The sequence below is a fragment of the Kocuria sp. ChxB genome, from assembly GCF_044359605.1.
Lineage (GTDB): Bacteria > Actinomycetota > Actinomycetes > Actinomycetales > Micrococcaceae > Kocuria > Kocuria rhizophila.
Map to the genome: position 1 here is coordinate 577,215 of NZ_CP121123.1, position 26,793 is coordinate 604,007.

21 protein-coding genes and 2 tRNA genes are annotated in these 26,793 nt (G+C 69.5%); 12 read left to right on the forward strand and 11 right to left on the reverse strand.

Annotated elements, in window-relative coordinates; translation table 11 throughout:
* Window positions 1-24 precede the first annotated feature (24 nt).
* From metG to P8S73_RS02495, 5 genes are all read right to left on the reverse strand, one after another.
* Window positions 25-1,578, reverse strand: coding sequence for a methionine--tRNA ligase (gene metG, locus P8S73_RS02475; protein ID WP_144999943.1), 1,554 nt, complete (start codon window positions 1,576-1,578; stop codon window positions 25-27).
* 211 nt (window positions 1,579-1,789) lie between these two features.
* Entirely contained in the window at window positions 1,790-2,815 is a 1,026-nt protein-coding gene (ilvC, locus tag P8S73_RS02480; RefSeq protein WP_121566095.1) for a ketol-acid reductoisomerase, read from the reverse strand.
* Between the two features lie 116 nt (window positions 2,816-2,931).
* A complete protein-coding gene (ilvN, locus tag P8S73_RS02485; RefSeq protein WP_019308931.1) occupies window positions 2,932-3,441 on the reverse strand; it encodes an acetolactate synthase small subunit in 510 nt (169 codons plus the stop codon).
* Between the two features lie 3 nt (window positions 3,442-3,444).
* Window positions 3,445-5,322, reverse strand: a complete 1,878-nt coding sequence (locus tag P8S73_RS02490) for an acetolactate synthase large subunit (RefSeq protein ID WP_047978538.1) — start codon at window positions 5,320-5,322, stop codon at window positions 3,445-3,447.
* 271 nt (window positions 5,323-5,593) lie between these two features.
* On the reverse strand, window positions 5,594-6,565 hold the full coding sequence (locus P8S73_RS02495) for an NAD(P)-dependent oxidoreductase (RefSeq protein ID WP_019308929.1): 972 nt from the start codon (window positions 6,563-6,565) through the stop codon (window positions 5,594-5,596).
* 164 nt (window positions 6,566-6,729) lie between these two features.
* On the opposite strand from P8S73_RS02495, the gene P8S73_RS02500 reads away from it, so the two are divergent.
* Window positions 6,730-6,805, forward strand: a tRNA-Lys gene (locus P8S73_RS02500).
* Between the two features lie 179 nt (window positions 6,806-6,984).
* On the opposite strand, the gene P8S73_RS02505 is transcribed toward P8S73_RS02500, so the two are convergent.
* Window positions 6,985-7,473, reverse strand: a complete 489-nt coding sequence (locus P8S73_RS02505; RefSeq protein WP_102613448.1) for a MarR family winged helix-turn-helix transcriptional regulator — start codon at window positions 7,471-7,473, stop codon at window positions 6,985-6,987.
* A 265-nt stretch (window positions 7,474-7,738) separates the two neighbouring features.
* Here P8S73_RS02505 and bcp point away from each other — a divergent pair, with 265 nt between their 5' ends.
* From bcp to P8S73_RS02545, 8 genes are all read left to right on the forward strand, one after another.
* Window positions 7,739-8,212, forward strand: coding sequence for a thioredoxin-dependent thiol peroxidase (gene bcp / locus P8S73_RS02510; RefSeq protein ID WP_135009960.1), 474 nt, complete (start codon window positions 7,739-7,741; stop codon window positions 8,210-8,212).
* Between the two features lie 310 nt (window positions 8,213-8,522).
* Window positions 8,523-8,604, forward strand: a tRNA-Leu gene (locus P8S73_RS02515).
* Between the two features lie 57 nt (window positions 8,605-8,661).
* The gene (locus P8S73_RS02520; protein ID WP_135009958.1) at window positions 8,662-10,275 is read left to right on the forward strand and encodes an ABC transporter substrate-binding protein; all 1,614 of its coding nucleotides are present in this window, start codon (window positions 8,662-8,664) and stop codon (window positions 10,273-10,275) included.
* Window positions 10,276-10,385: 110 nt separating this feature from the next.
* The gene (locus P8S73_RS02525) at window positions 10,386-11,870 is read left to right on the forward strand and encodes a malate:quinone oxidoreductase (protein WP_019309318.1); all 1,485 of its coding nucleotides are present in this window, start codon (window positions 10,386-10,388) and stop codon (window positions 11,868-11,870) included.
* A 254-nt stretch (window positions 11,871-12,124) separates the two neighbouring features.
* On the forward strand, window positions 12,125-12,514 hold the full coding sequence (locus tag P8S73_RS02530; protein ID WP_019309319.1) for a MarR family winged helix-turn-helix transcriptional regulator: 390 nt from the start codon (window positions 12,125-12,127) through the stop codon (window positions 12,512-12,514).
* A gap of 175 nt (window positions 12,515-12,689) precedes the next feature.
* Window positions 12,690-13,769 carry a YihY/virulence factor BrkB family protein gene (locus P8S73_RS02535; protein ID WP_396350479.1) on the forward strand — a complete coding sequence of 360 codons (1,080 nt, stop codon included), beginning with the start codon at window positions 12,690-12,692 and terminating at the stop codon, window positions 13,767-13,769.
* Window positions 13,770-14,021: 252 nt separating this feature from the next.
* A complete protein-coding gene (locus P8S73_RS02540; protein ID WP_019309321.1) occupies window positions 14,022-15,119 on the forward strand; it encodes an S-(hydroxymethyl)mycothiol dehydrogenase in 1,098 nt (365 codons plus the stop codon).
* Window positions 15,116-15,799, forward strand: a complete 684-nt coding sequence (locus P8S73_RS02545) for an MBL fold metallo-hydrolase (protein ID WP_348614471.1) — start codon at window positions 15,116-15,118, stop codon at window positions 15,797-15,799. Before P8S73_RS02540 ends, P8S73_RS02545 begins: the two co-directional genes overlap by 4 nt.
* A gap of 219 nt (window positions 15,800-16,018) precedes the next feature.
* On the opposite strand, the gene P8S73_RS02550 is transcribed toward P8S73_RS02545, so the two are convergent.
* Genes P8S73_RS02550 through P8S73_RS02560 form a run of 3 tightly spaced genes read right to left on the reverse strand, consistent with a single transcriptional unit; the run spans window position 16,019 to window position 21,771 of the window.
* Window positions 16,019-17,308, reverse strand: a complete 1,290-nt coding sequence (locus P8S73_RS02550; RefSeq protein WP_396350480.1) for a hypothetical protein — start codon at window positions 17,306-17,308, stop codon at window positions 16,019-16,021.
* Between the two features lie 9 nt (window positions 17,309-17,317).
* On the reverse strand, window positions 17,318-20,554 hold the full coding sequence (locus P8S73_RS02555; protein WP_396350481.1) for an AAA family ATPase: 3,237 nt from the start codon (window positions 20,552-20,554) through the stop codon (window positions 17,318-17,320).
* Window positions 20,551-21,771 carry an exonuclease SbcCD subunit D gene (locus P8S73_RS02560; RefSeq protein WP_070638392.1) on the reverse strand — a complete coding sequence of 407 codons (1,221 nt, stop codon included), beginning with the start codon at window positions 21,769-21,771 and terminating at the stop codon, window positions 20,551-20,553. Before P8S73_RS02560 ends, P8S73_RS02555 begins: the two co-directional genes overlap by 4 nt.
* 398 nt (window positions 21,772-22,169) lie before the next feature.
* Between P8S73_RS02560 and P8S73_RS02565 the strand changes: the two genes are divergently transcribed.
* From P8S73_RS02565 to P8S73_RS02575, 3 genes are all read left to right on the forward strand, one after another.
* Window positions 22,170-22,883 (forward strand): DUF6318 family protein, encoded by a 714-nt coding sequence (locus P8S73_RS02565; RefSeq protein ID WP_396350482.1) that lies wholly within the window; start codon window positions 22,170-22,172, stop codon window positions 22,881-22,883.
* Window positions 22,884-23,209: 326 nt separating this feature from the next.
* Window positions 23,210-23,989: a PKD domain-containing protein gene (locus P8S73_RS02570; protein ID WP_059281167.1), complete on the forward strand. Its 780-nt coding sequence runs from the start codon at window positions 23,210-23,212 to the stop codon at window positions 23,987-23,989.
* A 148-nt stretch (window positions 23,990-24,137) separates the two neighbouring features.
* Window positions 24,138-25,199 carry an ADP-ribosylglycohydrolase family protein gene (locus P8S73_RS02575; RefSeq protein WP_070638401.1) on the forward strand — a complete coding sequence of 354 codons (1,062 nt, stop codon included), beginning with the start codon at window positions 24,138-24,140 and terminating at the stop codon, window positions 25,197-25,199.
* Window positions 25,200-25,308: 109 nt separating this feature from the next.
* Here P8S73_RS02575 and P8S73_RS02580 read toward each other — a convergent pair whose 3' ends face one another.
* Entirely contained in the window at window positions 25,309-25,890 is a 582-nt protein-coding gene (locus P8S73_RS02580) for an exonuclease domain-containing protein (protein ID WP_065118191.1), read from the reverse strand.
* A gap of 41 nt (window positions 25,891-25,931) precedes the next feature.
* Window positions 25,932-26,792, reverse strand: coding sequence for a phosphotransferase family protein (locus P8S73_RS02585; protein WP_121566089.1), 861 nt, complete (start codon window positions 26,790-26,792; stop codon window positions 25,932-25,934).
* Window position 26,793: the final 1 nt, after the last annotated feature.

Consider the following 26,793-nt stretch of genomic DNA (forward strand, 5'->3'; position numbering starts at 1 on the left):
ACGCGGCGCGCCCGCTCGGAGGGGTCAGTCCGCGAGCGCGGCGGGCTCCTCGTAGCGCGGGAACACACCGCTCGGCTTGGGCAGCGCCGTGCCGGGGGCCAGGCGCGTGCCCAGGGCGGAGAACATCCGTGCCTCACCCTCGGGCTGGCCGAGCTGCTCCAGCAGGCGGGCCATGGAGCCGGGCATCACCGGCTGCACCAGGATGGCCACGATGCGCAGCACCTCGGCGGTCACGTACAGCACGGTGGCCATGCGCTCGGGGTCGGTCTTGCGCAGCACCCACGGCTCCTGCGCCGTGAAGTAGCGGTTTGCGGAGGCGATCACGCGCCACACGGACTCCAGCCCGCGGTGGAAGGCGAGCGCGTCGAAGGCCGCCCGGTAGTCGGCCACCACGTCCTCGGCCTGCTGGAGCATCGCGAGGTCCTCGGCCGTGAACTCACCGGGCTCGGGAACCTCCCCACCGAGGTTCTTCGCGACCATCGAGAGGCTGCGCTGGGCCAGGTTGCCGAGGTCGTTGGCCAGGTCCGAGTTGATCCGCCCGGCAATGGCGTCGTGCGAGTAGTTCCCGTCCTGGCCGAAAGGCACCTCGCGCAGCAGGAAGAACCGCAGCTGGTCCAGCCCGTACTCCTCCACCATCGCGTGGGGGTCGATCACGTTGCCCACGGACTTGGACATCTTCTCGCCCTGGTTGAACAGGAAGCCGTGGGCGAAGACCTTCCGCGGCAGCTCGATCCCCGCGGACATCAGGAACGCCGGCCAGTACACCGCGTGGAAGCGCGCGATGTCCTTGCCGATCAGGTGCACGGACGCGGGCCAGAACTCGCGGAACAGCGGCGCGTCCGTGTCCGGGAAACCCAGCCCGGTGAGGTAGTTGGTCAGCGCGTCCACCCACACGTACATCACGTGGTCCGGGTTGCCCGGCACGGGCACGCCCCAGTCGAAGGTGGTGCGGGAGATCGAGAGGTCCTGCAGTCCCCCGCCCACGAAGGACGCGATCTCGTGCGAGCGGGTCTCGGGCTGCACGAAGTCCGTGCGGTACAGCTCCAGCAGGCGGTCCTGGTAGCGCGAGAGCCGGAAGAAGTAGCTCTCCTCCTCGGTCCACGTCAGCTCCGTGCCGGTGCCGATCGAGTAGCGCTGCCCGTCCGCGCGCACCTCGGTCTCGTCCTCGGCGTAGTAGGCCTCGTCCCGCACGGAGTACCACCCGGCGTAGGTGTCCAGGTAGATGTCGCCGTTGGCCTCCATGCGCTTCCACAACTCCTGCGAGGCCGCGGCGTGGTCCTCGTCCGTGGTGCGGATGAAGCGGTCGTAGGAGATCCCCAGCTCGTCGTCCATCTCCCGGAACCGTGCCGAGTTCGCGTCCGCGAGCTCGCGCGGGGTGGTGCCGAGCTTCTCCGCGGTCTGCTGCATCTTCTGCCCGTGCTCGTCCGTGCCGGTCTGGAACCGGGTGCCGAACCCGTCCAGGCGCTTGAAGCGCACCAGCGTGTCCGCGGCGATCGCCTCGTAGGCGTGGCCGATGTGCGGCGCTCCGTTCGGGTAGGAGATGGCCGTGGTCGCGTAGAAGGGGTTCAGCTGAGTCACCCCTCCACTCTATCGACCCGCGCCCACCTTCCCCGCCCGGTGCTCCGCCGCGCACCGGCCCCGGACCCGCCACCGGGCCCGCCGCTCCCGCGCACGGCACCACCTGGTACGACGACGCCGCGGTGCGCGTCCCGTGGGAGGCGCACCGCGGCGTCGTCGTGGGCTTGACGTGTACCCGCCGTCGCGGGCGACGGGACCGCGCGAACGCGGATCAGCGCGCGGCGGTGCCCTCGGTGTAGTCCGCGTCCGTCTGCTCCCACGCGAACAGCGAGCGCAGCTTGCGACCCGTGGTCTCCACCGGGTGCTGCTCCTCCTTGGCGCGCAGCTCCTTGAACTCCTTGGCGCCGGAGGCCTGGTCCTTCATGAAGCGGTCCGCGAAGGCGCCGTTCTGGATGTCCGCAAGGACCTCCTGCATGCGCTCCTTGACCTCGGGCTGGATCACGCGGGGACCGGAGACGTAGTCGCCGTACTCGGCGGTGTCGGAGCAGGACCAGCGCTGCTTGGCGATCCCGCCCTCGACCATGAGGTCCACGATCAGCTTGAGCTCGTGCAGCACCTCGAAGTACGCGATCTCGGGCTGGTAGCCGGCCTCGGTCAGGGTCTCGAAGCCGTACTGGACGAGGTGGGAGACGCCGCCGCACAGCACGGCCTGCTCGCCGAAGAGGTCCGACTCGGTCTCCTCGGTGAAGGTGGTCTCGATGACGCCGGCGCGGGTGCCGCCGATCCCCTTGGCGTAGGACAGGGCGAGCTGCAGGGCGTTGCCGGAGGCGTCGACCTCCACGGCCACCAGGTCTGGCACACCGCGCCCGGCCTCGAACTCGCGGCGCACCGTGTGGCCGGGACCCTTGGGGGCGACCATGGCCACGTCCACGCCCTGGGGCGCCTCGATGTAGCCGAAGCGAATGTTGAAGCCGTGCGCGAAGAAGATCGCGTCGCCCTCCTGGAGGTTGTCCTTGATGGACTCCTCGTAGACCTGCGCCTGGACCTGGTCCGGGGTCAGGATCATGATGACGTCCGCCTCCTTGGCGGCGTCGGCGATGCTCATCACCTGCAGCCCCTCGGCCTCGGCCTTGGCGCGGGACTTCGAGCCCTCGTTGAGGCCGATGCGGACGTCCACGCCGGAGTCGCGCAGGTTCAGCGCGTGGGCGTGGCCCTGCGAGCCGTAGCCGATGATGGCCACGGAGCGGTTCTGGATGATCGAGAGGTCGGCGTCGTCGTTGTAGTAGATCTTTGCCATGAGCTTGCTCTGTCTCCTTGGGTAGCGGGTGGGGTTCTCGTGGGGCCCGACGCCGCGGGGCGGCGGGCCGGTCCGGGGTGCCCGGTCGACGGTGCGAGCCGGCAGGGCCCGGTGGATCAGTGGCGCAGTGCGCGGTCGGACATGGACTTGGGGCCGCGGCCCAGGGCCACGGTGCCAGCGCGGACGATCTCCCGGATCCCGAAGGGCTCCAGGACGTCGAGCAGCGCGTGGATCTTGTCGCGGGAGCCCGTGGACTCGATCACCACGGACTCCGTGGAGACGTCCACGATGGTCGCACGGAAAAGGTCCGCGGCCTGGGTGACCTGCAGCCGGGTGGCGGCGTCCGCGCGGACCTTGACCATGATGTGGTCGCGCTGCACGGAGGACTCCGGGGTGAGCTCCACGATCTTGATCACGTTGACCAGCTTGTTCAGCTGCTTGGTGACCTGCTCGAGCAGCTCACCGTCCGCGTCCACCACCACGGTGATCCGGGAGATCCCGGACAGCTCCGTGGGGCCCACGGCCAGGGAGTGGATGTTGAAGGCGCGGCGGGCGAAGAGTCCCGCCACCCGGGTCAGCACGCCCGGCTTGTCCTCCACCAGGACGGAGAGGGTGTGTCGGCTCATGGGTCAGTCCTCCGTGTTCCACTCGGGCGTCATGTTGCGGGCGATCTGGATCTGGTCGTTGGAGACCCCGGCGGGGACCATGGGCCACACCATGGCGTCCGCGGAGACCACGAAGTCGATGACCACCGGGCGGTCGTTGATCTCCAGCGCCTTCTGGATGGTGGCGTCCACGTCCTCGTCCCGCTCGCACCGCAGGGCCGCGCAGCCGTAGGCCTCGGCGAGTTTCACGAAATCCGGGATGCGGCGCGAGTCGTGGCCCGTGTTCAGCTCCGTGTTGGAGTACCGCCCGTCGTAGAACAGGGTCTGCCACTGGCGCACCATGCCCAGCGAGGAGTTGTTGATCACCGCCACCTTGATGGGGATGTCGTTGATCACGCACGTGGCCAGCTCCTGGTTGGTCATCTGGAAGCAGCCGTCCCCGTCGATGGCCCACACCACGCGGTCCGGCTGGCCCACCTTGGCGCCCATGGCCGCGGGGACCGCGAAGCCCATGGTGCCCAGGCCGGCCGAGTTCAGCCACTGCCGGGGCCGCTCGTAGTCCACGAACTGTGCGGACCACATCTGGTGCTGGCCCACGCCCGAGGCGTATACGGCCTCGGGGCCCGTCAGAGCGGAGATCCGCTCGATCACGTGCTGCGGGCTGCCGTGGCCGTCCTCCGTGCGGGTGTAGCCCAGGGGGTAGGTCTCCGTGAGGGAGTCCAGGGCCTGCCACCAGGTGCTGAGGTCCGGCGCCCCGGTCTCCTCGAACTCCTGGCGCACCGCCTGGGTGAGGTCGGGGATCACGGACGCCAGGTCCCCGACGATCGGCACGTCCGCGATCCGGTTCTTGGAGATCTCCGCGGGGTCGATGTCCGCGTGGATCACCTTGGCGTTCGGCGCGAAGGTGTCCAGCTGGCCGGTCACGCGGTCGTCGAAGCGTGCACCCAGCGTGATGAGCAGGTCCGCCTGCTGCATGGCGTACACCGCGGGCACCGTGCCGTGCATCCCGGGCATCCCCAGGTTCTGCCGGTGGGAGTCCGGGAAGATCCCGCGGGCGGTCAGCGTGGTGACCACGGGGGCACCCGTGAGCTCCGCCAGCTCCGCGAGCTCTGCCGGGGCGTTGGCGCGCATGGCGCCGCCGCCCGTGTAGAGCACGGGACGCTCGGCGGCGGCGATCAGCCGCGCGGCCTCCCTGATCTGCTTGGAGTGCCCCCGCGTCACCGGGCGGTAGCCGGCCAGCTCCACGTGCGGGGGCCAGCTGAAGGTCAGCTGCCCCTGCTGGGCGTCCTTGGCCACGTCCACGAGCACCGGGCCCGGCCGGCCCGTTGACGCCAGGTGGTAGGCCTCCGCAAGCACCCGCGGGATGTCCTCGGGGTCGGTCACCAGGTAGGAGTGCTTGGTCACCGGCATGGTCATGCCCACGATGTCCGCCTCCTGGAAGGCGTCGGTGCCGATCGAGGAGCTCGCCACCTGGCCCGTGATGGCCAGCATGGGGATGGAGTCCATGTTGGCGTCCGCCAGGGCCGTGACCAGGTTGGTGGCACCGGGACCCGAGGTGGCGATGCACACGCCCACCCGGCCCGAGGCGAGCGCATAGCCCTCGGCGGCGTGGCCAGCACCCTGCTCGTGGCGCACCAGCACGTGGTTGATCTTCTCGGTGTCCAGCAGCGGGTCGTACGTGGGAAGGATCGCGCCGCCGGGCAGCCCGAACACGTCCGTGACGCCGAGCATCTCGAGCGAGCGGATGATCGCCTGGGAGCCCGTCATCTGCTCAGGGGCGACGACGTCCGCGGCGTGGCCCGTCAGGTGGACCCGGTCCGAGTCCGCGGTCTGGGCAGTGGGCCCGGACGGGGTGCTCCGCTGGGCCATCACCGCCGGTGAGATCGGCTGGTCCTTGCTCATGGGGCTGTGTCCTTACGTGCGTGGTGGTGACGGTGCCGGACGGGGTGGTGTTCGGCGGGAGAGGGCGGGGGTGGTGTCCTCGTACATGAATAAAGGCCCTGTCCACGGGTTCCGTGGGCTGAGGGCCTTGGCGGTGTGCGCGTCGCAGCTCCTCAGGCCGGTCGTCCAATGAGGACGACCAGGACGAGGACCTGGATGATGCGCTGTGCCGAATTCATGTCCCCATGGTGTGACGCAGCGAACCCGAGTGTCAATCGGCGGACAAGTCATCTCACATCATGAGACGACCGGGCTGGACCAGGAACTGCGGCGAGCGCCCCTGACGCAGACGCTCCAGCTGCTCCAGGACCAGGCGCCGCATCCGGGGCCGGTAGGACGCGTTGGAGCCGCCCACGTGGGGCAGCACGATCGACCCCGCAGCGCCCATGAGGGGGTGCTCGCCGGGCAGCGGTTCGGGATCCACCACGTCGAGTGCACACCTCAGCCGTCCCGCGCACACCTCGGACGTGAGGGCGGCGGTGTCGACCACCGGCCCCCGCCCCACGTTGACCACCAGGGCGTCGTCGGGCAGCCGGGAGAGCATCTCCCGATCCACCAGACCGACCGTGGAAGCCGTGAGCGGCAGCGCGAGCACCAGGATGTCCGTGCGGGGAAGGATCTCCCCCAGCTCGTCGGTGCCGTGGACGTGGCCGGCGGCATCGTCCCGCGCGGAGGAGGCCACACGCGTGAGCTGCACCTCGAAGGGCCGGAGCCTGGAGGCCACCGCGCCGCCGATCTCCCCCACCCCCACCACGGTCACCCGTGAGTCCGCGACCGCACGGGAGTGGTAGGTCCGGTACACGCCCTCGGCCTGCTGCCGCACACCGCGGTCCAGCTCCCGCTGCGCCGCAATGATCAGCCCCAGGGCGATCTCCGCGGTCCCCGCGGCGTGCACCCAGCCGGCCGCCGCGAGAGCGGTGCCTTCCCCCAGGAGCTCGGGAACGCCGTCGTACCCCGTGGACTGCAGCTGCAGGAGCGAGACGTCCCGCAGCACCGAAGGGTCCTTGCGCCACCTGTTGCTGTCGTAGGGAGCCACCGCGATGTCCACCTCGTGGCGTGCACACCCCTGCGGCTCGCCCACCAGGTCCCACAGCACGCACCGGAAGTCCGGCGCCTCGGCGGCGACCTCCTCGAGCAGCCACGGGTCCGGCAGGGACAGGACCGTCAGGGAGTCGAGCGGGACACGATCGGCGGGGTCACTCATGTCCGTGATTCTACGGCGGGAGCACGGGTGCGGGAGCCGCGGGACAACCGGCGAGGAACCGCCCCGACCCCCGATTTGACTCCCCCGGTCGGACTGCTAAAGTTATCTCTCGTTGCGAGGGAGAAGGCAACGGCGAAACGCCAAAACTCGAACCAGCAGCACCCGCGCCTCTAGCTCAATTGGCAGAGCAATTGACTCTTAATCAATGGGTTCAGGGTTCAAGTCCCTGGGGGCGCACCACGTCGAAAGCCGGACCGCATCAGCGGTCCGGCTTTCGTCATGTTCGCAGTGCGCACGGTACGCCGTGCGGGTTCCGAGCAGGGCGGGATCCTCGCCCCCCGCAGTCGAAGGCCGCCAGGCCCTGCGGGTGACGTGTCGCCGACGGCCGCGCAGGGCGGATCAGCGACGGCGAGCCACGGTCAGTGGGTCTGCAGACCCCCGCAGTTCTTCGCGTCGCACGCGGCGCGGTCCTCCTCAACCTCCCGGCGCCAGCGCGCACCGCCGAGGGATGAGATGATCTCCACGAGCCGGCACCGGAACTCCTCGTCGGAGTCCTGGCCGCCACCCAGCAGGCCCTGCTCGATGTGTGCGGCACGTTCCAGCACACCCTCCCCCACCGGAGAGATGCTCACCACGTGGGAGCGGCGGTCGCGTTCGTTCTTGGCGCGGGAAATGTGCCCGTGGGCCTCGAGCCGGTGCAGGGTCTTGCCCATGGTCTGCGCCTGGACGCGCACTTCCTGCGCCAGCTGCGCCTGGGTCATGCTGCCCTTCGAGTGCAGGACGTCCAGAGCCATCACGCCGGCGTGGGTGACCCCGAGGGACGCGAGTTCCTCGTTCCAGGCGTGCTCCACGAGCCGTGCCGCGGTGGACAGCAGACGGTTCGTGGGCCACTGGTTCCTGTACGACATAAGACGATTGTATCCACTCGGTGCGTTTCGGACTCTTTACAGTAAAGCGCGAGGGCAGTCAAGATGCCGCGGGAAGCCGCTCCCCCGACGGGGCGTTTCCGCAGGCGCACGACGTCGATTCGATCGACCCGCAACGGCAACCCCCCCCGGTCGCCGGGATCCCCGCAGCGCGCCCGAGCATGGCATGCTCGATCTGCACCCCTGCACTGTACGCGAGGTTGCACAATTTAGGGAACATCTGTCACCACACACGGAGGACTGCAGCATGAGCGCGCGCCTGAACCCAGGGGACACCGCCCCCGACTTCACCCTGTCCGACGCCCAGGGCCGGTCGGTGTCCCTGCGCGAGCTGCGCGGGGAGAACGTCATCCTCTACTTCTACCCGCGCGCGGCGACCCCCGGATGCACCACCCAGGCCTGCGACTTCCGGGACAACCTGGCCTCCCTCTCCGGCGCGGGCTACCGCGTGGTCGGGATCTCCCCCGACGCCCCCGCCGCCCTGGCGGAGTTCACCGCCGACCACGATCTCGGCTTCCCCCTGCTCTCGGACGAGGACCACAGCGTGGCGGAGGCCTACGGCGCCTGGGGCGAGAAGAAGAACTACGGCAAGGTCTCCGAAGGGCTCATCCGCTCCACGGTGGTGCTGGACGAGCAGGGCACGGTGGCTCTGGCCCAGTACAACGTGCGCGCCACGGGGCACGTGGCCAAGCTCCGCAGGGATCTGGGCATCGACTCCTGACCTCAGCGCCGCCCCGGGCGCGTCCTGGGACAGGGGCGCGCCGCGCGTCCGCGGCGCCACGGTGCGCGGACGACGCCGCCAGCCCACCTCCGCCCGCACGGGCACCCCGCACCGCGCGCGCCACCCGGCGTGAGAGCTCCGCGCTGCCCCGTCCGGGGAACGTGGCACCGCCCCGGCCGAGCGGCGTCGGCCCGTCGTGACGGCGCGGCGCGCACCCCCCGCTCTCCCGGCGAAACCCGGGCGACGACTGGTTAGGATGGGGGACGATCTCGGGAGGTCGTGTGGGTGACCACCGGCACGCCCGAGAACGGCGCGAGTGGTGGAACTGGCAGACACGCAGGATTTAGGTTCCTGTGCCTCACGGCGTGCGGGTTCGATTCCCGTCTTGCGCACAGCACGGCTGGGGACCGCCACCCAGAAGACGACCAGAACGGCAGGAAGGTGCGCGGGTGACGGCTGAGAAGGCTTTCGGGCGACGCACGCTCTTCGCTGCCGCCGGCCTCGGTCTCGGCCTCTCGATCTCGGGATGCGGGGACAGGAGCACCCGTTCGGGGGCGAGCACACCCCCACCGCAGGCATCCTTCGTGCTGGCACACGCCGCGGCACCCACGGGGCTGGATCCCTCCCGGCGCACGTCCCAGGAGACGTCACGGGTCTCCACCCAGGTCCTGGAGGGTCTCGTGGCCGCGGACCGCTCCACGGGCGAGCCCTCCCCGGCGCTCGCGGAGTCCTGGGTGGTCGCGGACGACCGGCGCTCCGTCACCTTCACCCTGCGCGAGGACGTGACGTTCCACGACGGCACGGAGTTCGACGCGGCAGCGGTCAAGGCCAACTTCGACAAGTGGCAGGCCCAGGCGGAATCCCCAGAGGCCTGGGCACGCCAGTGCGCGTTCGCCACCACGTTCCGCCACGGTTCACCGGACCCGAGGGTCAGCACGTGCTACGCGGGAGTGGACGTGGCGGACGAGCGCACCGTGGTGCTCCGACTGACCCGCCCCTACACGCCGCTGCTCTCCGCGCTCACCCAGCCCGCCTTCGCCATGTCCTCCCCCGAGAGCATCCGCGCGGGCACCGAGGACCAGCACCTCGTGGGCACCGGCCCCTTCAGACTGGACTCCGCAACACCCGAGTCCGTGAAGCTGCTCGCCCACGAGGACTACTGGGGTGAGCTCGGAAGCGTGGGAACTCTCGAGCTGCGGGTCGTCCCCGATCCCGAGGTCCGCTGCGCGGCCCTGCTCACGGGCGAGGTGGACGCATACGACCTCGTGGGGCTGGACGACTTCGCACCGCTCGCGCGGGAGGGCATCCAGGTGCTCTACCGGGACCCCTACGCCGTGTCCTACCTGGGACTCAACCAGCGGGTCCGTGCGTTCCAGGACCTGGACGTGCGCCGAGCCGTCGCCGCCGCCATCGACCGCGGGTCACTGGCCAAGTCCCTGTACCCCAACGGGACCAACGTGGCGGACCAGTTCGTGCCCGCACGTTTCAACGTCAACGGGGACAACCTGCAGATCCCCGGCTACGACCCCCAGCACGCCAAGGACCTGCTCAAGAAGAGTTCCTACCGTGGCGAACGGCTGCGTTTCCTCTACCCCCGCCACACGTCCAGGATGTACCTTCAGGAACCGGAACGGGTGTACGCCCAGATCTCGGCGCAACTCACCCGCGTGGGCTTCCGCCTGCAGCCGGTGCCCATGGACTGGGACGAGGGCTACCTCGATGCGGTGTCCACCCCGGATGGGGACCACGCGTTCAGCCTCCTCGGGTGGAGCGGCAGCTTCCGGGACCCGGACAGTTTCATGGCCCCGCTGCTCAGCGCACCGCAGGCGCGCCTGGGGTTCGACGACGCCGGGCTGATGACCGCGGTCAACCGCGCCGCGGGCATGCCCCAGGGCGATTCCCGCACCAGCGCGTACAAGACCCTCAACGACCGCGTGTCCGAGGAGATGCCGGCCGTGCCGCTGTCCCACCCCGTCTCCGCGGTGGCCGTGAGCTCCCGGGTGGTGAACTACCCGCTGACCTCCACGGGCTTCGAGCGCTTCAACGATCTGGAGCTGGCCTGAGCCACGTCGCGCCCGGCTCGCGCGTTGGGAGTTGACCCTGGCTGGGGATACCCTGGACCGTGAACGTCCAGGCGCAGTGCCGCGCCGCACATGCACGCACGGGAGAAACAGTGACTTCACCTCAGCCCACCGAAACCGCCGATGTCGTCCTCGTGGGCGCCGGCATCATGAGCGCCACGCTCGCCACCCTGCTCAACGACCTCCAGCCCGACTGGAAGATGGTGGTCCTCGAGCGTCTGGACGCGGCTGGGCTGGAGAGCTCCAACGCCTGGAACAACGCCGGCACCGGGCACTCCGCCCTGTGCGAGCTCAACTACGCCCCGCAGGCTGCCGACGGAACCGTCAGCGCGGACAAGGCGCTGAACATCAACGAGCAGTTCCAGGTGACCCGCCAGCTCTGGAGCTCGCTGGTGGAGAACGGCACGCTGCAGGACCCCGGCTCCTTCATCAACTCGGTGCCCCACATCTCCATGGTCTTCGGTGAGGAGCACGCGAACTACCTGCGCGCGCGCTACGACGCCTTCAAGCCGAACAAGCTGTTCGAGCGCATGGAGTTCACCGAGGACCGCAGCGTGATCGCGGACTGGGCTCCGCTGACGATGCACGGACGCGGCGCGGGGCGGGTGGCCGCCACCTTCGCTCCCGAGGGCACGGACGTGGACTTCGGCGCGCTCACCAACCAGCTGCTCGACCACCTCCGGGGGCGCAACGTCTCCGTGCAGTACGGCCAGCAGGTGACCACCCTCAAGCGGCAGAGCGACGGTTCGTGGCTGGTGTCCGTGGAGGACCGTCTCAACAGCGACAACAACCGCGTGATCCGCGCCGGGTTCGTGTTCCTGGGCGCGGGCGGCGGTGCGCTGCCGCTGCTGCAGAAGTCGGGCATCAAGGAGGCCAAGGGCTTCGGCGGCTTCCCCGTGTCCGGCCTGTTCCTGCGCAACACCGACCCCACCGTCACCGCGCAGCACAACGCCAAGGTCTACGGCCAGGCCTCCGTGGGCGCGCCTCCGATGTCCGTCCCCCACCTGGACACCCGGTACGTCAACGGACGCCGCGCCATCATGTTCGGCCCCTACGGAGGGTTCAAGCCGAACTTCCTCAAGAAGGGGTCCCTGCTGGACCTGCCCAAGAGCGTGCGCGCGCACAACCTCTACCCCATGACCCGAGCCGGGATGGCCAACCTCGACCTCGTGAAGTACCTCATGGGCGAGCTGACCAAGACCCGGTCCCAGCGGATCGACGCCCTGCACGAGTACTACCCCACGGCGGACGGGTCCCAGTGGGAGCTCATCGAGGCCGGGCAGCGCGTCCAGGTCATGAAGTCCGACCCCAAGAAGGGTGGCGTGCTGCAGTTCGGCACCGAGCTGGTCACCAGCGCGGACGGTTCCATCGGGGCCCTGCTGGGCGCCTCCCCCGGAGCGTCCACGGCCGTGCCGATCATGCTCAACCTGCTCTCCCGCTGCTTCCCGGCCAAGCTGTCCGAGTGGGAGCCCCGGATCAAGGAGCTGATTCCCGCCTACGGCGTCAAGCTCAACGACAACCCGCGGCTGGCTGACGAGATCATGGGCCACACCGCGTCCGTTCTCGGCATCGACTGAGACCACCACAGTCTCCCGCGGGGGCCGTTGCGCTGCGTGCGCAACGGCCCCCGCGCCGTCGTGTGCCCCTTTGCGTGGACAGGCACGAGGCCCCCGGCCAGAAGTGTGGACACGTCCCGGGAGATATGGGAAAGCCCGCCCTCGTAACATGTAGATAACGTTCATAGGGGGTGAACGTTGCTACAAAGGGGGAAAGAATGACGTCAAGGGGGAGTATCGAGGCGTGGGATGCTTTGAGTCGCTGCCATGTGTCAGTGACCAGACAACTGCAGCGGGACGTTGACCTCCGCGGGCTGTCACGCCGCGAGTTCGAGGTGCTGGCCACACTGTACGGGTCGGATCGCAGCGGACTGAGGCTGCGGGACCTCAACAGCCACGTGCTGCTGACCCAGTCCAGTCTGTCCCGCATGCTCGAGCGTCTCGAGAACAAGGGGCTCGTGACCCGCCGACAGGACTCGCAGGATCTGCGAGGAGTGCGAGTGGGACTCACGGAGGCGGGGGCGCAGCTCTACGAGCAGATTTCGGCGGACAACGACCAGAAGGTCGCGGCTGTGGTCAGCACGGCGCTGGACGCCCAGGAGATCCGCGTGCTCACACGCCTCAGCGAACGCATCCACCAGTACGCGCTGTCCCTGTCCCGCTAGGAGGGACCGGGCCGGCGCCCGGCGGAGAACCCGCGCGACCGCGACCGTGCCAGTCCACGGGCGCGGTCGCGCTCCCATTCGGTGACACACGCAGGAAGGCCGCGCACAGTTAGTACACTGACTCGCAGCACCTGCACCTCGCAGCCCCGTCTCTTTCCCCCTCGAGAGGACCCCCATGACCGACCAGAACCTGGAGTCGACCGCGGCCCGGGAGGACTCCGCTCCCCACCCGGACCACGACTCCAAGCCCGACTCCCCCGGCAAGCTCAAGGGCCAGTCCTGGGGGTATGTCCTCAAGCGCGCCCTGTCCGAGTTCACCAAGGACGGCTGCACCGATCTCGCGGCCACCCTCACCTACTTCGCCGTGCTGTCCATCTTCCCGGCGCTGCTCGCGCTGGTTTCTCTCCTCGGCGTCTTCGGCCAGGGTGAGGCCACGACCAAGGCGATCCTGGACTTCCTGAACCAGTACGCCCCCTCGTCCCTCGTGGAGCTGCTGTCTGAGCCCATCTCCCAGCTGACCACCCAGTCCGGCGCAGGTCTCGCCCTCGTCGTCGGTGTGGCCGGTGCCCTGTGGACCGCGTCCGGGTACACCGGGGCCTTCTCCCGCTCGATGAACCGCATCTACGAGGTCTCCGAGGGGCGCCCGTTCTGGAAGCTCAAGCCCGTCATGCTGCTGATCACCCTCATCGTGGTGCTGATCGTGGCCGCCATCATGGTCATGGTCCTGCTCTCGGGTGACCTCGCCCAGACACTCGGCGACGCCGTGGGGCTGGGTTCCACCGCCGTGACCGTGTGGTCCTGGGTCAGGATCCCCGTGGCCCTGTTCCTGCTGGTCCTGCTGATCGCCATTCTCTTCTACGCCACCCCGAACGTGCAGCAGCCCAAGTTCAAGTGGATGAGCCCGGGTGCGGCGATCGCCCTGGTCTTCATGATCGTCGCGGGCCTCGGCTTCGCGTTCTACGTCTCCAACTTCGCGTCCTACAACGCCACCTACGGAGTGATCGGCTCCGTGATCATCCTGCTGCTGGGGCTCTGGATCATGAACAACGCGCTGCTCTTCGGCGCCGAGGTGGACGCCGAGCTCGAACGCGGTCGTCAGCTGCAGGGCGGCATCCGTGCCGAGCGCACCATCCAGCTCCCCCCGCGGGACACCATCCAGGTGAAGAAGCTGCGCGCCAAGGAGGAGAAGCTCGAGGCCGAGGGTCGCAAGATCCGGCTGCACACCGAGCACGTGGACTACTCCGAGAAGGACTGACCCGCACCCTCCCGACCGCCCAGGCGATCGGCACCCCGGGGCCCGCACGACACGATCGTGCGGGCCCCGTCGCGCACTCGGGATCCGTGGCCGGGGGCGGTGGGCGGCGGCGTCGTGGGCAGCTGTTCCTGCGCGGCGCAGCACCGTGATGTTCACCGCGCGGCGAATCCCCGCGGAGCGGCTGCGCGGCGCGGAGCGGACCGCGCATACTGGGAGCGACAGGCAACCGAGCAGCACGACGGAGGCAACTGCATGCACAAGGTCAAGGGAGTAGTGGTGCGGGCGGCAAACGAGCCCGCCACGGTGGAGACCATCCTGGTTCCGGATCCGGGGCCGGGAGAGGCCCTGGTGGACGTGCTCACGTGCGGCGTGTGCCAGACGGACCTGCACTACAAGGTGGGCGGGGTGGGGGACGACTTCCCCTACTTGCTGGGGCACGAGGCCACTGGCGTGGTCAGCGCGGTGGGCGAGGGCGTCACCGAGGTCTCCGTGGGCGACCACGTGATCCTCAACTGGCGCGCGGTCTGCGGGGAGTGCCGCGCGTGCCGCAGGGGTGAACCCTGGTACTGCTTCGACACCCACAACGCCACGCAGAAGATGACCCTGGAGGACGGCACCACCCTCGAACCGGCCCTGGGCATCGGGGCCTTCGCGGAGAAGACGCTGGTGGCCGCCGGTCAGTGCACGCCGATCGGCACGCCCCTCGAGGACGAGCAGTACGCGGCCGTGGGGCTGCTGGGCTGCGGCGTCACCGCCGGAATCGGCGCCGCCATCAACACGGGGGCCGTGCAGCGGGGCGAGTCCGTGGCCGTGATCGGCTGCGGCGGCGTGGGCACGGCCGCGATTGCCGGGGCGGCGCTCGCGGGAGCCACCACGATCATCGCGGTGGACGTGGACGACGACAAGCTGCGGACCGCGCAGCGCCTCGGTGCCACCCACACGATCAACTCGCGCACCACCGACGCGGTCGAGGGCATCCGCGAGCTCACGGGTGGGTTCGGTGCGGACCTCGTGATCGACGCCGTGGGGGTCGCGGACACGTTCATGCAGGCGTTCCAGGCACGGGACCTCGCGGGGCGCGTGGTGCTCGTGGGCGTTCCGAACCCGGGTACCACGGTCGATCTGCCCCTGGACGAGGTGTTCTCCCACGGCGGCTCCATCAAGTCCGCGTGGTACGGGGACACGCTGCCCTCCAGGGACTTCCCGATGCTCGTGGACCAGTACGTCCTGGGGCGCCTGGACCTCGACGCCTTCGTGTCGGAGCGCATTGCGCTCGACGACGTCGACCAGGCCTTCGAGACCATGTCCTCCGGCAAGGTCCTGCGCTCCGTCGTGGAGCTCGACCGATGACGCGGCAGCCCGAGACCGTGCTCACCGACCCCCGCGGTGGCGTGACCGTGGAGAAGTGCGTCACCGAGGGGACCTTCAACCTCGACGGCGGCTCGTGGGAGGTGGAGAACAATGTGTGGATCGTGGGCACTGCCGCGGAGTGCGCCGTGATCGACCCCGCCCACGACCCCGGTGCCGTGCTGGAGGCGGTGGCAAACCGCACCGTGACCCACGTGCTGCTGACCCACGGGCACGACGACCACATCAAGGCCGTGCGGCAGTTCGTGGACCGCCTGGGCGGGGAGACCCCCGTGCTCATGAGCCACGAGGACCTCATGCTGTGGCATGCGGTGCACCCCGACGGCCCTGCTCCGGAGCCGCTCTCCGACGGTCAGCAGCTCCTCGCGGGATCGGTGGCCCTCACCGTGCTGGCCACCCCCGGGCACTCCCCCGGTTCTGTCGTCTTCCATGCTCCGGACCTCGGGGACCACGGGGTGCTCTTCACCGGCGACACCCTGTTCCAGGGAGGGCCCGGGGCCACGGGGCGCTCCTACTCGGACTTCCCCACGATCATCGAGTCGATCGACGAGCGCCTGCTGAGTCTGCCCGAGGGCACCCTCGTGCTCCCCGGTCACGGTGACTCCACGACCATCGAGGACGAGAAGCCACACCTCCCCGAGTGGATCGCGCGCGGTCACTGACCCGCCGCACCCCACGCGGAGGGCCGTCGTTCTGCTGGGCGACGGCCCTCCGCGTGCCCGGACGGACCCGAGGTCGGCCGGCCCGGCTTTGCGGGAGCCGCTGTCTCCTGGCCCACGTCCTTCGAGTTGCTGTCTCCGGGGCCGCTTACTGGGGGCCCGCTTCCGCAAGGGCCTCTGTCCCCGTCCTCTCCCCCACGGCCCGGTGGGCCGAAGATCTTCTCAGATCGTGGGGTCCGTCCCGGGCGCGCGGCGCAACCCGTGGCTGAAGACGAGAGCGCTGCCCAGCAGCAGCATGGCCGCGGCCACGGGGATCATGGCCGCGGTCATGTAGTCGAAGTACACCCCCAGGTAGGTGCACACGATCAGTCCGATCGCGGTGGCCGCTCCCGTGGCCACGTTCATGAGCGCGACGAGCCCCATGTAGCCGTGGGCCATGTCTACCTGCCCCGCGCAGCTGTGGATCGCCAACAGGCACGGGCCGGAGAAGAACCCCACGGTCATGAGCACCATGGCGTAGCCGACGGTACCGGAGGGTCCGGAGAGCAGCATGGTGGTCAACAGGGCACCCGTGGCCACGAGCACCCACGTGTTGGACGCCGTGATCCTGTGGCGGAACCGCACCGCGAGGCTTGAGCCCACGGCGGCCCCGAAACCCAGCAGCGCGTACATCACACCCATGGACTCCACCGTGTCCAGGGACACGGAGTAGACCGCCAGGCACCCCTGGGCTGCGCCCAGCAGCGCGTTCAACGCCGCGATGCCGAACAGCACACTGTGCCGGAGCCGGAAGACGGCGGCCTGTTCCCGGTGCCACGACCACGATCCCCGGAACCAGAGGTTCACCGGCATGTTGGCCTGGGGGTGCCGGGCGGAGGGGTGCAGGACGAACAGTGCCATGAACACCACGGACAGCACCGCCGAGACCTGCAGCACGGATGAGGGACCCGTCACCACGGCGAGCAGCCCGGAGAGGGCGGCACCGAGGACGGTGGCGAGCGCCTCGTTCACCGATTCGCGCCGCATGGCGGCTCCAAAGGCCTGCGGGCGGTCCTCCCCCTCGCACACCGAGGCCCAGCGGAGCCGCGCCGCGAGACCCATGGGTGCCAGGGAGAGGCCTGCAATGAAGAAGGGCAGGAACTCCTGCACCCCGTCCCTCGAGGGCGTCACCGTGGTGATGTCCACCCGGGACAGCTGCCACATGACCGTGCACTGGATCACCGCGACGGCCGCCAGGATCCACAGCCGCCACCGCACCGTGGCGAAGACCGCCATGCCCATGGCGCACACCGCCATGCCCGCGCAGAGTGCTGCGGAACCGAGCGCAGCGGCCCACGCCGAGGACGAGGTGACGGCAAGCCAGGTCAGGACGCCCAGAGGGGCCATGACCTGGGGCAGGCGCAGCAGCAGAGTGATGGCGCTGAGCTGACGGTCGCTGCGCACCCAGCGCTCCCGCGGAGTCGGGGCACCGGAGGGGCGCTGGAGGGCGGCGCGCGAGGTCAGAGAGTTCACGCCGCCAGCCTACTGGGCGGTCAGGGGACCGGCTGTGACCGCCAGGTGCGAACCCTGGGGGGTCTTGGTCACGACCAGCTGGGTGTCGATGCGCTGCTTCATCTCGCTCACGTGGGAGACCACACCGATCACGCGGCCGTCGCGGCGCAGCCCGTCCAGAGTCTCGAGGACCTGTTCGAGGGTCTGCTCGTCGAGGGACCCGAAACCCTCGTCCACGAAGAGCGTGTCGATCTCCTGACCGCCGGCCTCTGCTCGCACCACATCGGCTAGGGCCAGCGCCAGCGCCAGAGAGGTGAAGAAGGATTCACCACCGGAGAGGGTCTCGGTTCCTCGGCGCGCCCCGGTCCAGGAGTCGTCGATCTCCAGTCCGAGCCCCGACTTGCCACCACCGCGGGTCTGGTCCGTGTGAACCAGGGTGAATCGACCGGAGGACATGCGGGAGAGGTGTTCGGACGCGACCGCCGCCACGTGCTCGAGCTTCGCCGCGAGCACGAACGAGGTCAGTGTCATGCGCAGCGTGTTCTCGGAGGAGGTGGCGGTGGCGACGTCCGCCAGTCCGCCCAGACGTTCCGCTCTCTCCCGTGCCACCCGGTGCGCGGCCTCCTGCGCCGGCACGTCAGCCGCAGCGGCGTCGAGATCGCGGCGCAGCGCGTGCAAGCCCCCGAGTTGCTGGGTGAGCCGGTCACGCAGCTCCTCCAGGTCTCGGCACCGGGCCGCAGCCCGTTCCATCGCGTGGTCCGTGAGCTGCGCACGGTCCTCCTCGGAGAGCCGCGCGGCCCGTTGCATGTCCTGGGTCGCGAGTTCGGCCTCGACCCGCGCAACGTCACGCGTCCACTTCTCGTGCCATGCTGTGAGCTCAGCGGCATCGCGGTCCTCCAGGATGGCTCGCAGCACCGCGTCCTCCGACGCGAACGGCGAGGCCTCCAGGGCCTTCTCCACCGCGCGTTCGGCGGACTGGGCCTCGTGACGCGCGCGTTCCAGCACGCGGTGCTCGGTGTCCCATACCTCAACGGTGTCCGACAGAGACTCCGCGCTCTCCAGGAAGGAGGCTGCCGAGGGGAAACCCCGCAGGCTGGCAGCCAGGTGAGCCCGTTCCTGCTCGTCGTGCTCCGCCATGGCCTCCACCCGAGTCCTGGCAGCTGTCACGTCCGCCACCTTCCGGGCAAGCACCGCCTCGCACTGCGCGACCCGGTCTCGGGTCGAGGCCAGAGTGGTGGCGGTGCGTTCCACCTCCGACAGCCGCGCGTCCAGCTCAGCTTCCGCGGCCTCGGCAGCGCCTGCCCTCTGCACGACCGCCTCGAGATCCGGATCCGCCGCGCGCGCCAGCGCCTGCGATGCGGTGTCCCGCGCGTCCTGCCACGCGGCGTGTGAACGGTCCGCCGCCGCCTGAGCGCCTTCCCTGGCAGCTCGAGCTCTGTCCAGGACCTCGGCGCTGACGTCCTCCCCGGAGGTGGCGCTCGCCGGTTCCGGATGCTCGGTGGACCCGCAGACGGGGCAGGGGTGCCCGGGGCTGAGCTCCTCGGCCAACGACGCCGCCGCCCGGGCATAGCGCTGCCCCTCCAGCTCCTCCACGCGCAGCGCCGCGACGCGCCGGGACTTCTCGTCCTGTTCGTAGGCGCTCCGGCACCGCTCCTCCACGGAGCGTGCCTGTGCGTACTCACGGCTCGCCGCCAGCGCGTCCCGGCAGGCGCGGGCCCGGTCTCGAACAAGTGCCTCGTCCTTGACCCCCGCCAGGAGCGCGCTGTGAGCCTGTTCGGACTTCGCCAGCTCGGTCCGTGCCGCGCCCAGACCCTCGCGCACACGGTGCTCCTCGGTTTCGAGGACAGTGAGCCGTTCCTGCTGCGCCAGCATGTCCTGGTGCTCGCGCTGCGCGGCCTCTGCACGCTCGACCAGAGCGCGCGCGGTCTCTCGGGCGGCCACGACGGCATCTCGCAGCTCGGAGGAGAACTCCCCGCGGTCGAGCTGCTCGTCCAGCAGCGTGGCCGCATCCCCCAGGACCCGGCGGGCTGTCGTTCCCGACGCGCTGCTGACCGCAAGGCCCTCCCGAAGCCCCGTGACGCGCGCCGCCGCGGCGCTGACCGTGGCCACAGCCTCTTGCGCGCCGGTGATCATCTCCCGCAGACCCGACGCGGCCTGGTGGTCCCGCAGCCGGGCCACTGTGGTCTCGGCCCGATCGGCGTCCTGCGCAAGTTCCATCCGCTGGTGTTCCAGCCGGGCATACCGCCCCGCCTGCTCTTGGGTGCGCTGCAGCTGGGCCAGTTGCTGCTGGGCCGCCGCGTGGTCCTCGGCTGCTTGGGACCGCGCAGTGGTCAGGGTGTCCTCCACCAGACGGCAGGATGCCTGGAGGTGACCCCAGCGCACCTCGGCCGTGTCGTCCTCGGCGGTCGGAGCGCCGTCGGCCGGGAACGTCCCGGGTGCGGGAGTTCGCCCGCCGTCCCGCGGAGCGTCGGCCATCCCGGTGGTTGCCCGCCTGTTTCCACCAAAGAGCCCCTCCGCCAACGCCCCGTCCGCATGTCCGGGGACGTTTTCCTGGGCGTCCGAGGGCAGGTGCTCAACCACGAGCGCCACCCGATCACGGAACCGCTCGAGCTGGTCGTGGGTGCGCTCAGCCTCCGCTTCCGCCTCGCGCAGATCCGCCCGTGCACTGTCAGCGCGCACCTTGAGCTCGTCCTGGATCCGCGCGTAGACATCCGTTCCGAACAGGGTCTCCAGCAGCTCCTCCCGGTCCTTGGAGCCCGCCTGCAGGAAACGGGCGAACTTGCCCTGGGGCAGCATCATCACCTGGGTGAACTGCTCTCGGTCCAGTCCGATCGCGTGGTGGATCATCTGCCCCACGTCATCCGGGCGGTACCCCCGTTCCGACCATTCTCCGTCCACGAGCTCGCGCAGCAGCACCGTGGCGTGCCGTTCGCTCCACCCCGACGCCGCCCGGGTGGACGGCTCCCGCCACGCGGGAGTCCTGCTCACGTGCCAGCGACGGCCGCTGGCCGTGAACTCCAGCTCCACGCGAGGCGCAGTGTGCGGATCCGCGTGGTCGCTGTGCCCGGCCTTGCGGCCACCCTTGGCCGCGGTAGTGGGGCCGGTGCCGTACAACGCGAAGCAGATGGCATCCAGGACACTCGTCTTTCCGGAGCCCGTCTCCCCGTTGAGAAGGAACACGCCGGCGGCGTTGAGCGCCGCGAAGTCCACGGATTCATGACCCGCAAAAGGCCCGAAGGCGGTGATCTCCATCCGGTGCAGCTTCATCTCTGCGCCCCTGCGCCCGCCACCGATGCCACGACATCGTGCACATCCTGGGCCTCTTCTGGTGACAGTCCGCGGTGCCGGACGTGGTCGTAGAACCTGGCGCACAGTTCCTCAGGGCTGGCCGCCTCCGCCACCTGGGCGCTGTACCTGCGCGGCGACAGGCTGCGTCCTCCCTCGGGCTCCCAGCGCAGTTCCACCGTGCGGGGGAAGCGCGTGCGGACGCGCTCCATCGCGACCGCCGGCCGTTCGGGATCCGTGAGAACCACCTGGCACCACGCATCCTGCGCGGCGGCGTTTTCCGGGGCGGAAAGCAGCGTGTCCAGAGGTCCACGCAGTCGCGCGAGGCGAAGTCCGGCTTCGTGCTCGAGTTCCTCGACCTTCCTCACCCCCGGGGCGCCGATGTCCACCAGCCACGCACCCTTGGTGTGGGACGCCTCCGAGAAGGAGTAGGCCACCGGAGAACCGCTGTAGCGCACGGTGTCCGTGACCCGCTGCCTCCGGTGGACGTGTCCCAGTGCGGTGTAGTCGTGTTCGGCGAAGACCTCGGCGGACACGGTGCCCAACCCCCCGGAGTCCACCACTCGTTCCGAGTCCGTGGGTTCGGCGCCCGTGACGAAGGCGTGCGCCATCACCACGCTGGGGATGCCAGCCCTGGTCCGTTTGTCCACGGCAATGCCCTGGGCCACCGCACCGAGGACTGCCTGGTGCGTTGGAGGGCAATCGAGCAACGGCGCCACGGCCCGGGGTTCCAGGTACGGGATGCCGTACACCGCCACGGCGTCCTCGTGAGTATCCCCGTGATCTCCCGCGTCTTTCAGGGCGACGGACGGCGCTCGTTCCGCTGTCACCGAGCCGTTCCTCTGGCGGAACACCACGGGCCGCTCTGCTCCAGCCACGGATGTCAGGAGGTGCACACCGCCGTGAGCCATGATTTCTGCCCCGAATCCGAGCCGCGCCGGAGAATCGTGGTTGCCGCTCGTGAGCACCACCTGCGCCCCCGCCGCACGAATCCCTCCGAGGGTGGCGTTGAGCAGCTCGACCACCTCCGTGCGTGGTTGAGCCCGGTCGTAGACGTCCCCTGAGACCAGAACCACGGCCACCCCCCGCTCTTTCACCCACTGCACGATCTCGGACATCGCCCGCCGCTGGACGTCGAGAATGTCGACCCCGTGAAACGTCCGGCCAAGGTGCCAGTCGGAGGTGTGCAGTATCAGCATGCATCAAACGTAACGGGGGTCTCAGACACTCATAAGGGCTCTCACGCATGGCGCGCCCGTGTCCCGCTCCGGGTCGACGGCATCGCGCCCACGTGCACCGGGTCGGACCCTGCGTTCTCCGTGATTTCTCATGAACCGCGCCCGGACGTCTGCGGCCACGTCGAGACCCATTCAGGCACGGGCGGGGCGTCACACCCCCCCCCTGACGTGCAGTCGTGCATCTGCATCATTGGAGTTGTCCACATTTGCTCGCCGACCACTCCCGCGGCGGCAGTCTTCACCCTATGCTCTGGTGATTGTCAGGTGCATCACACCGATTCGACAACGACAACAGGGAGAGTGCGTGAAAGATGCTGCACACGGGTACGGCACGAACGCGAGCGCGGACTCTGGCCCTGGTGGGCCTCGGCATCCTCGTCCTGGGGGGTTGCGGGGCCAGCCCGCAGGACAACACCGCCGACACCCAGGCCGCTGAGACGTCCTCCTCCGCGTCACCCTCACCGGAAAGAACCGACACCGGTTCCGCGAAGCCGACAAGCACAGCCACCCCCACGAAATCGAGCAACGCGGCCCTGCCCGAGGACTGGCGGCCCGAGGAGCCCACCGTCCTGGCCACTGGGCAGAAGGTGCCAGACGACTACGAGCCCGCCACGCTGGAGCACCCCGCACGCAACGTACCGAAGCCGGTCATGCCCCCCGAGGCAAAGGAGGAGACTGAGGCGGGCGCGCAGGCCTTCCTCAACTACCGAGCGGATGCGCAGTGGTACTCCATACAAACAGGGGATACTTCGCTCGTCATGGAAATTACCTCGACTGACTGTGCAGAATGTCTTGAACAATACGAGGCATACGAAAAGATGTATAGCGAAGGAAACTGGGCCGCAGGTGGATTTGAAACTGCGAAGATCGAACCACATTCATTCACAAAGCGCCCAGATGGTGGCTACAATTTGCCGGTAAGGATTAAGAGTTCAGGTGCGACAGCGATCGTTGACGGCAAGATACCGCGACGCCAACTACCGTTCGACTCATCCGAGGGCTTCGATGTTTACCTATACCGAGAGAACGCCCAATGGGTATATCTCACCGGGTCCCCCAGGGGATCACTCTGATGCGCACCCAACGACGACCTGCGGCGCTGTTGACTATAGCGGCCTCAACTTTCTGTCTAACCATTACGCCCCCTGCAGTGGCCGACGAGCCGACGCTTCCAGATTTTGGAATAGGTTCCAAGGAGAGCCAGTTATTTACCGAATCTAGTGCACACGGGTCCATAATCGACGTCAAGATCGAAGGACGGGTGAAGTTTTCCGGGCGCGGAATTCCGGGCACCTCGAACGCGTCCGACGCCTCTGGAGCATCGGGGGGAGATTCACCTGGCGGAGCATGGAACCCCGACACCGATCCGGCCTTTCAAAAGGCTCTCCGCAACCGGTTGATGTCCGACGACGACTCCATCTTCTTCAACGCCCGCATGATGGACACCGCCAAGAACAAGACGGTCTACGGCCTCCAGGATCCCTGCACCGGCGACAAGGGCGCCGCCCTGCGCAGCTGCCGGGCCCAGCAGGAGTGCACGGACGATTCCGGCCAGACCGGGGTGTCCATGGACATCGTCGTGGGCGGGGCATCGGACGGCGCGCGTTCACCTCGAGGTACTCAGATGTGCGTTTCTGATGCCCAGGCCGGCGGCGCGGGAGACGACGGCTACGTGCCACTGCCCACGTTCACCCTTCAGGACTTCCAGCGCCTCGCGGTGGCTCCGGCGGAGAACCACGTGCAGCCCGCCCCGGACACCTTGAAGAACATGAACACGAATGTCTACGCCGTGGCGCAGCCGCAGACGTTCGAGACCACCCTGGGTGGCTACCCCGTGTCGGTGCGCGCCTACCCCGCCCAGTACACCTGGAACTACGGGGACGGGGCGTCCCTGGGCCCCACTCCCCTCACCGGCGCTCCCCTGCCGGAGGGTGCGTGGGACACTCCCACGGACACCTCGCACGTGTACACCTCAACCGGCGACTACTCGGTCACCCTCACCACCTCGTTCTACGGTGAGTACAACATCGCGGGGACGGGGTGGCAGCCCGTGGCGGGATACAACCAAGTGACCTCCGCCCCCGTGCAGCTGAGCGTCTGGCGTGCCACCGTGCACAACGTTGCGGACGACTGCCGGGTGAATCCCGCCGGGGTGGGCTGTCCCGGGGCCTCCCGCTGACCTTTGGGACGCCTCCAAGCCCGCGGCACCTCGCCAGGGTGAGAGACCACCTCGTCCTCCTGCCCGCCGGGGCCGTGTGTCTGCGGTGTTCGTGTGCTCGCCATGCCCTCATGGTCATCACACCGGCGAGTCTTCCTAGACTGGTCCCATGACCATCGAGAACACACCCGAGCTGCTGGCACGAGACCAAGGACTGGACGCGACGTCGCACCGGTACCCGGACCTGGTCCGCGGAGTGGTTCTCGCGCCGTGGATCGCCGCGGGCACGGACCGGCCCGACCAGGCCACGCAGCTCGCCGCACGCACGGTGGCCGCGCTGGACGAGGTGGCGGGCTGGGCCAACGACGGCCAGAGTGCAGACCCCACCGCGTGCGCCTGGCTGTCCTACCTCCGGTGGGCCGTGACCAACGGCGCGCAGCTGCCCGACCACGCCCCGCACCCGCCATCCGACGACCTGGACCGCCACCATCCAGTCCTCGCCGCCCCGGGAGAGCACTCCGGCGACTCCTTCGACGCGCTGGCCACCGGCTCGCTCGGAGAGGTCGTGCGACCTGTGCTTCCCGCCGCGGACAGCCCCGAGGTTCTCGCGCGCACGGCTCCTTACGGCATGGTCCCCACCATCGGGTGGAAGACCCTCGTGGCTCTCGCCGTGGATTCGGCCGCCATCACCCACGGCAGCCCGGAGGCGCAGACCGCCGCCGTGGGCATGGCCCTCGCGGTCCACGCCGCCGCCCGCGCGGCAGAGACCGGTGCCACCGTGAAAGACGTGCTGGCCGAGACCGCTCGGGTGTGCGCCGTCGTCACCCGCCCCGCACCCCGCACCCTCGAGCTGCTGGCGCAGTGCACGGAACCGGACTCACGGCGCGAGCTGCTGGCCGCGGCACCGGATCTCGCCGTACGAGGCGAGCACGCGGCGTCGACGGCCCTGGCTCTAGGACTTGCCGCACTGGCGGACGCCGCCTCCTCGCAGTCCCCGGCCTCAGCCACTCCGGGGGACGACGCCGCTCGACGCGCCTCTGCGGCGCTGCCCGGGGACACCCCGGTCCACACCGCGGCCCGTGCCGTGGCCACCACGGTGGCCGCTGCCATGTGGGGGCTCAGCGGCACGGATCCGGCCGCCCCCGAAGCACCAGGGACGTCCGCTCGTGATGCCACCCGGGCCGATCTCCTGGCGCTGGCCGACGAGTGGATCTCCCGCTGGTGCGCCTGACCCCGTGGTGATCGTGGCAGGCCGGGGCTGAGGCCTCCGAGTGGATCGCACCAGGGGTGCCCGGCGGGTCGCAGTGGTCAGGCGACGTGGAAGGGCGCGCCCGAACCGGCTACAGGTCCGCGCGCTGCATCCGCACGCCGTAGTGAGACACCAGTTCCGCCATGCTCTCCGCCCCGCTGCGTCGGGCGAGGTCCAGCACGATACCGGCGCAGGCAAGGGAGTCGCTCAGGGCGTTGTGGTGATCACGCACCTCCGCCCCGGCCGCGCGCGAGGCGTTCGGGAGGGAGTACGAGCGCAGCGTGTACGCCGCCCGCGCCAGCCTCAGGGTGCAGGCGTAGTCCCAGACCCGGGATGCACCCCCGCACGCGCTGTTGGCGGCCTTGATGACACCGGTGTCGAACACCGCGTTGTGGGCCACCAGGACGGAGTCCGGGTCCTCCGGGGAGATGTTGTCGCACATCCAGTCCCAGAGCTGGTCGAACGTGGGGGCGTCCGCCACGTCCGCGGGCTGAATCCCGTGGATGCGCACGTTGCCCCGTTCGAAACCGTCGTGGCCCGCGGGAGGCCGGATGAGGGAGTACCGGGTGTCGACCACCCGACCGTCCCGGACGCGCACCACTCCCAGGGCACAGGCCGAGGCGAGGCTGCGGTTGGCGGTTTCGAAGTCGATGGCGGTGAAGCTGACGGACACGCTGTGAGCGTACGGCCCCACTCCGACACGATGAGGGTGGCTCAGACGGCCGCCACGGCGCGCGACTCGTACCAGGCGTCCGCCTTCTCGACCGCCTGGCGGACCTGGGCGGCGTCGAGCTCGTGGTGCAACGCGTAGGCCACGGCCTGCAGCGGGAAGATCCGGGCGTGCAGGCGCGCCCGTTCGTAGCCGACCTCGTCCGTGGCGTCGCGCACGCTGGGCCAGCCGAACCACAGTCCCAGGGAGGCAATGTCGTACGCGGGGTCGCTCAGGCACGCGTGGTCCCAGTCGATGACGCCCACCAGGTGCTCCCCCTGCCACAGCATGTTGGAGCCCATGAGGTCCCCGTGGACGAGCTGGGGCGTCACGTTCTCGAGCGCCACGAGGTCCTCGATGGCGTGCAGCGCCCGGTCCCTGCTGCGTGGCAGCAGCCGGGGAAGCACCTGCTCCAGCAGGACGTGGCGACGCCGGTGCCCGCCCCAGTGCTGCCCGGGGCGGTCCAGCCACGGCTCGGCGGCCCGGGCGTCCGCGCGGCCGATCTGTTCCAGCACTCGGCGCAGCTGACGGGGGTCCACGGGTCCCGGAGCCCGGGGTGCCCCGGGGATCCACGTCATTCCGACGGCCGTGTAGCGGCCGTCCTGGATCACCGGCGTCAGCGGTCGGGGCACCGTGAAGTCGAACTCCGGCAGCCTGGACAGCGCCCGCGTCCGACGCCGGACGTTCTCACCGGAGGTGGGGTTCTTGGCGATGCGCACACTCATCATGTGGCCCGCGTTGACCACGATGTGCGCCGAGCCGCCCGCGTGCAGCTCCCAGTCGGAGCGCTCCACGGAGACACCGGCCTCCGCCAGAACCGCTTCCACGGCGTTGGCGAAGGGGAGGTGTCCGCAGGCGAAGGTCATG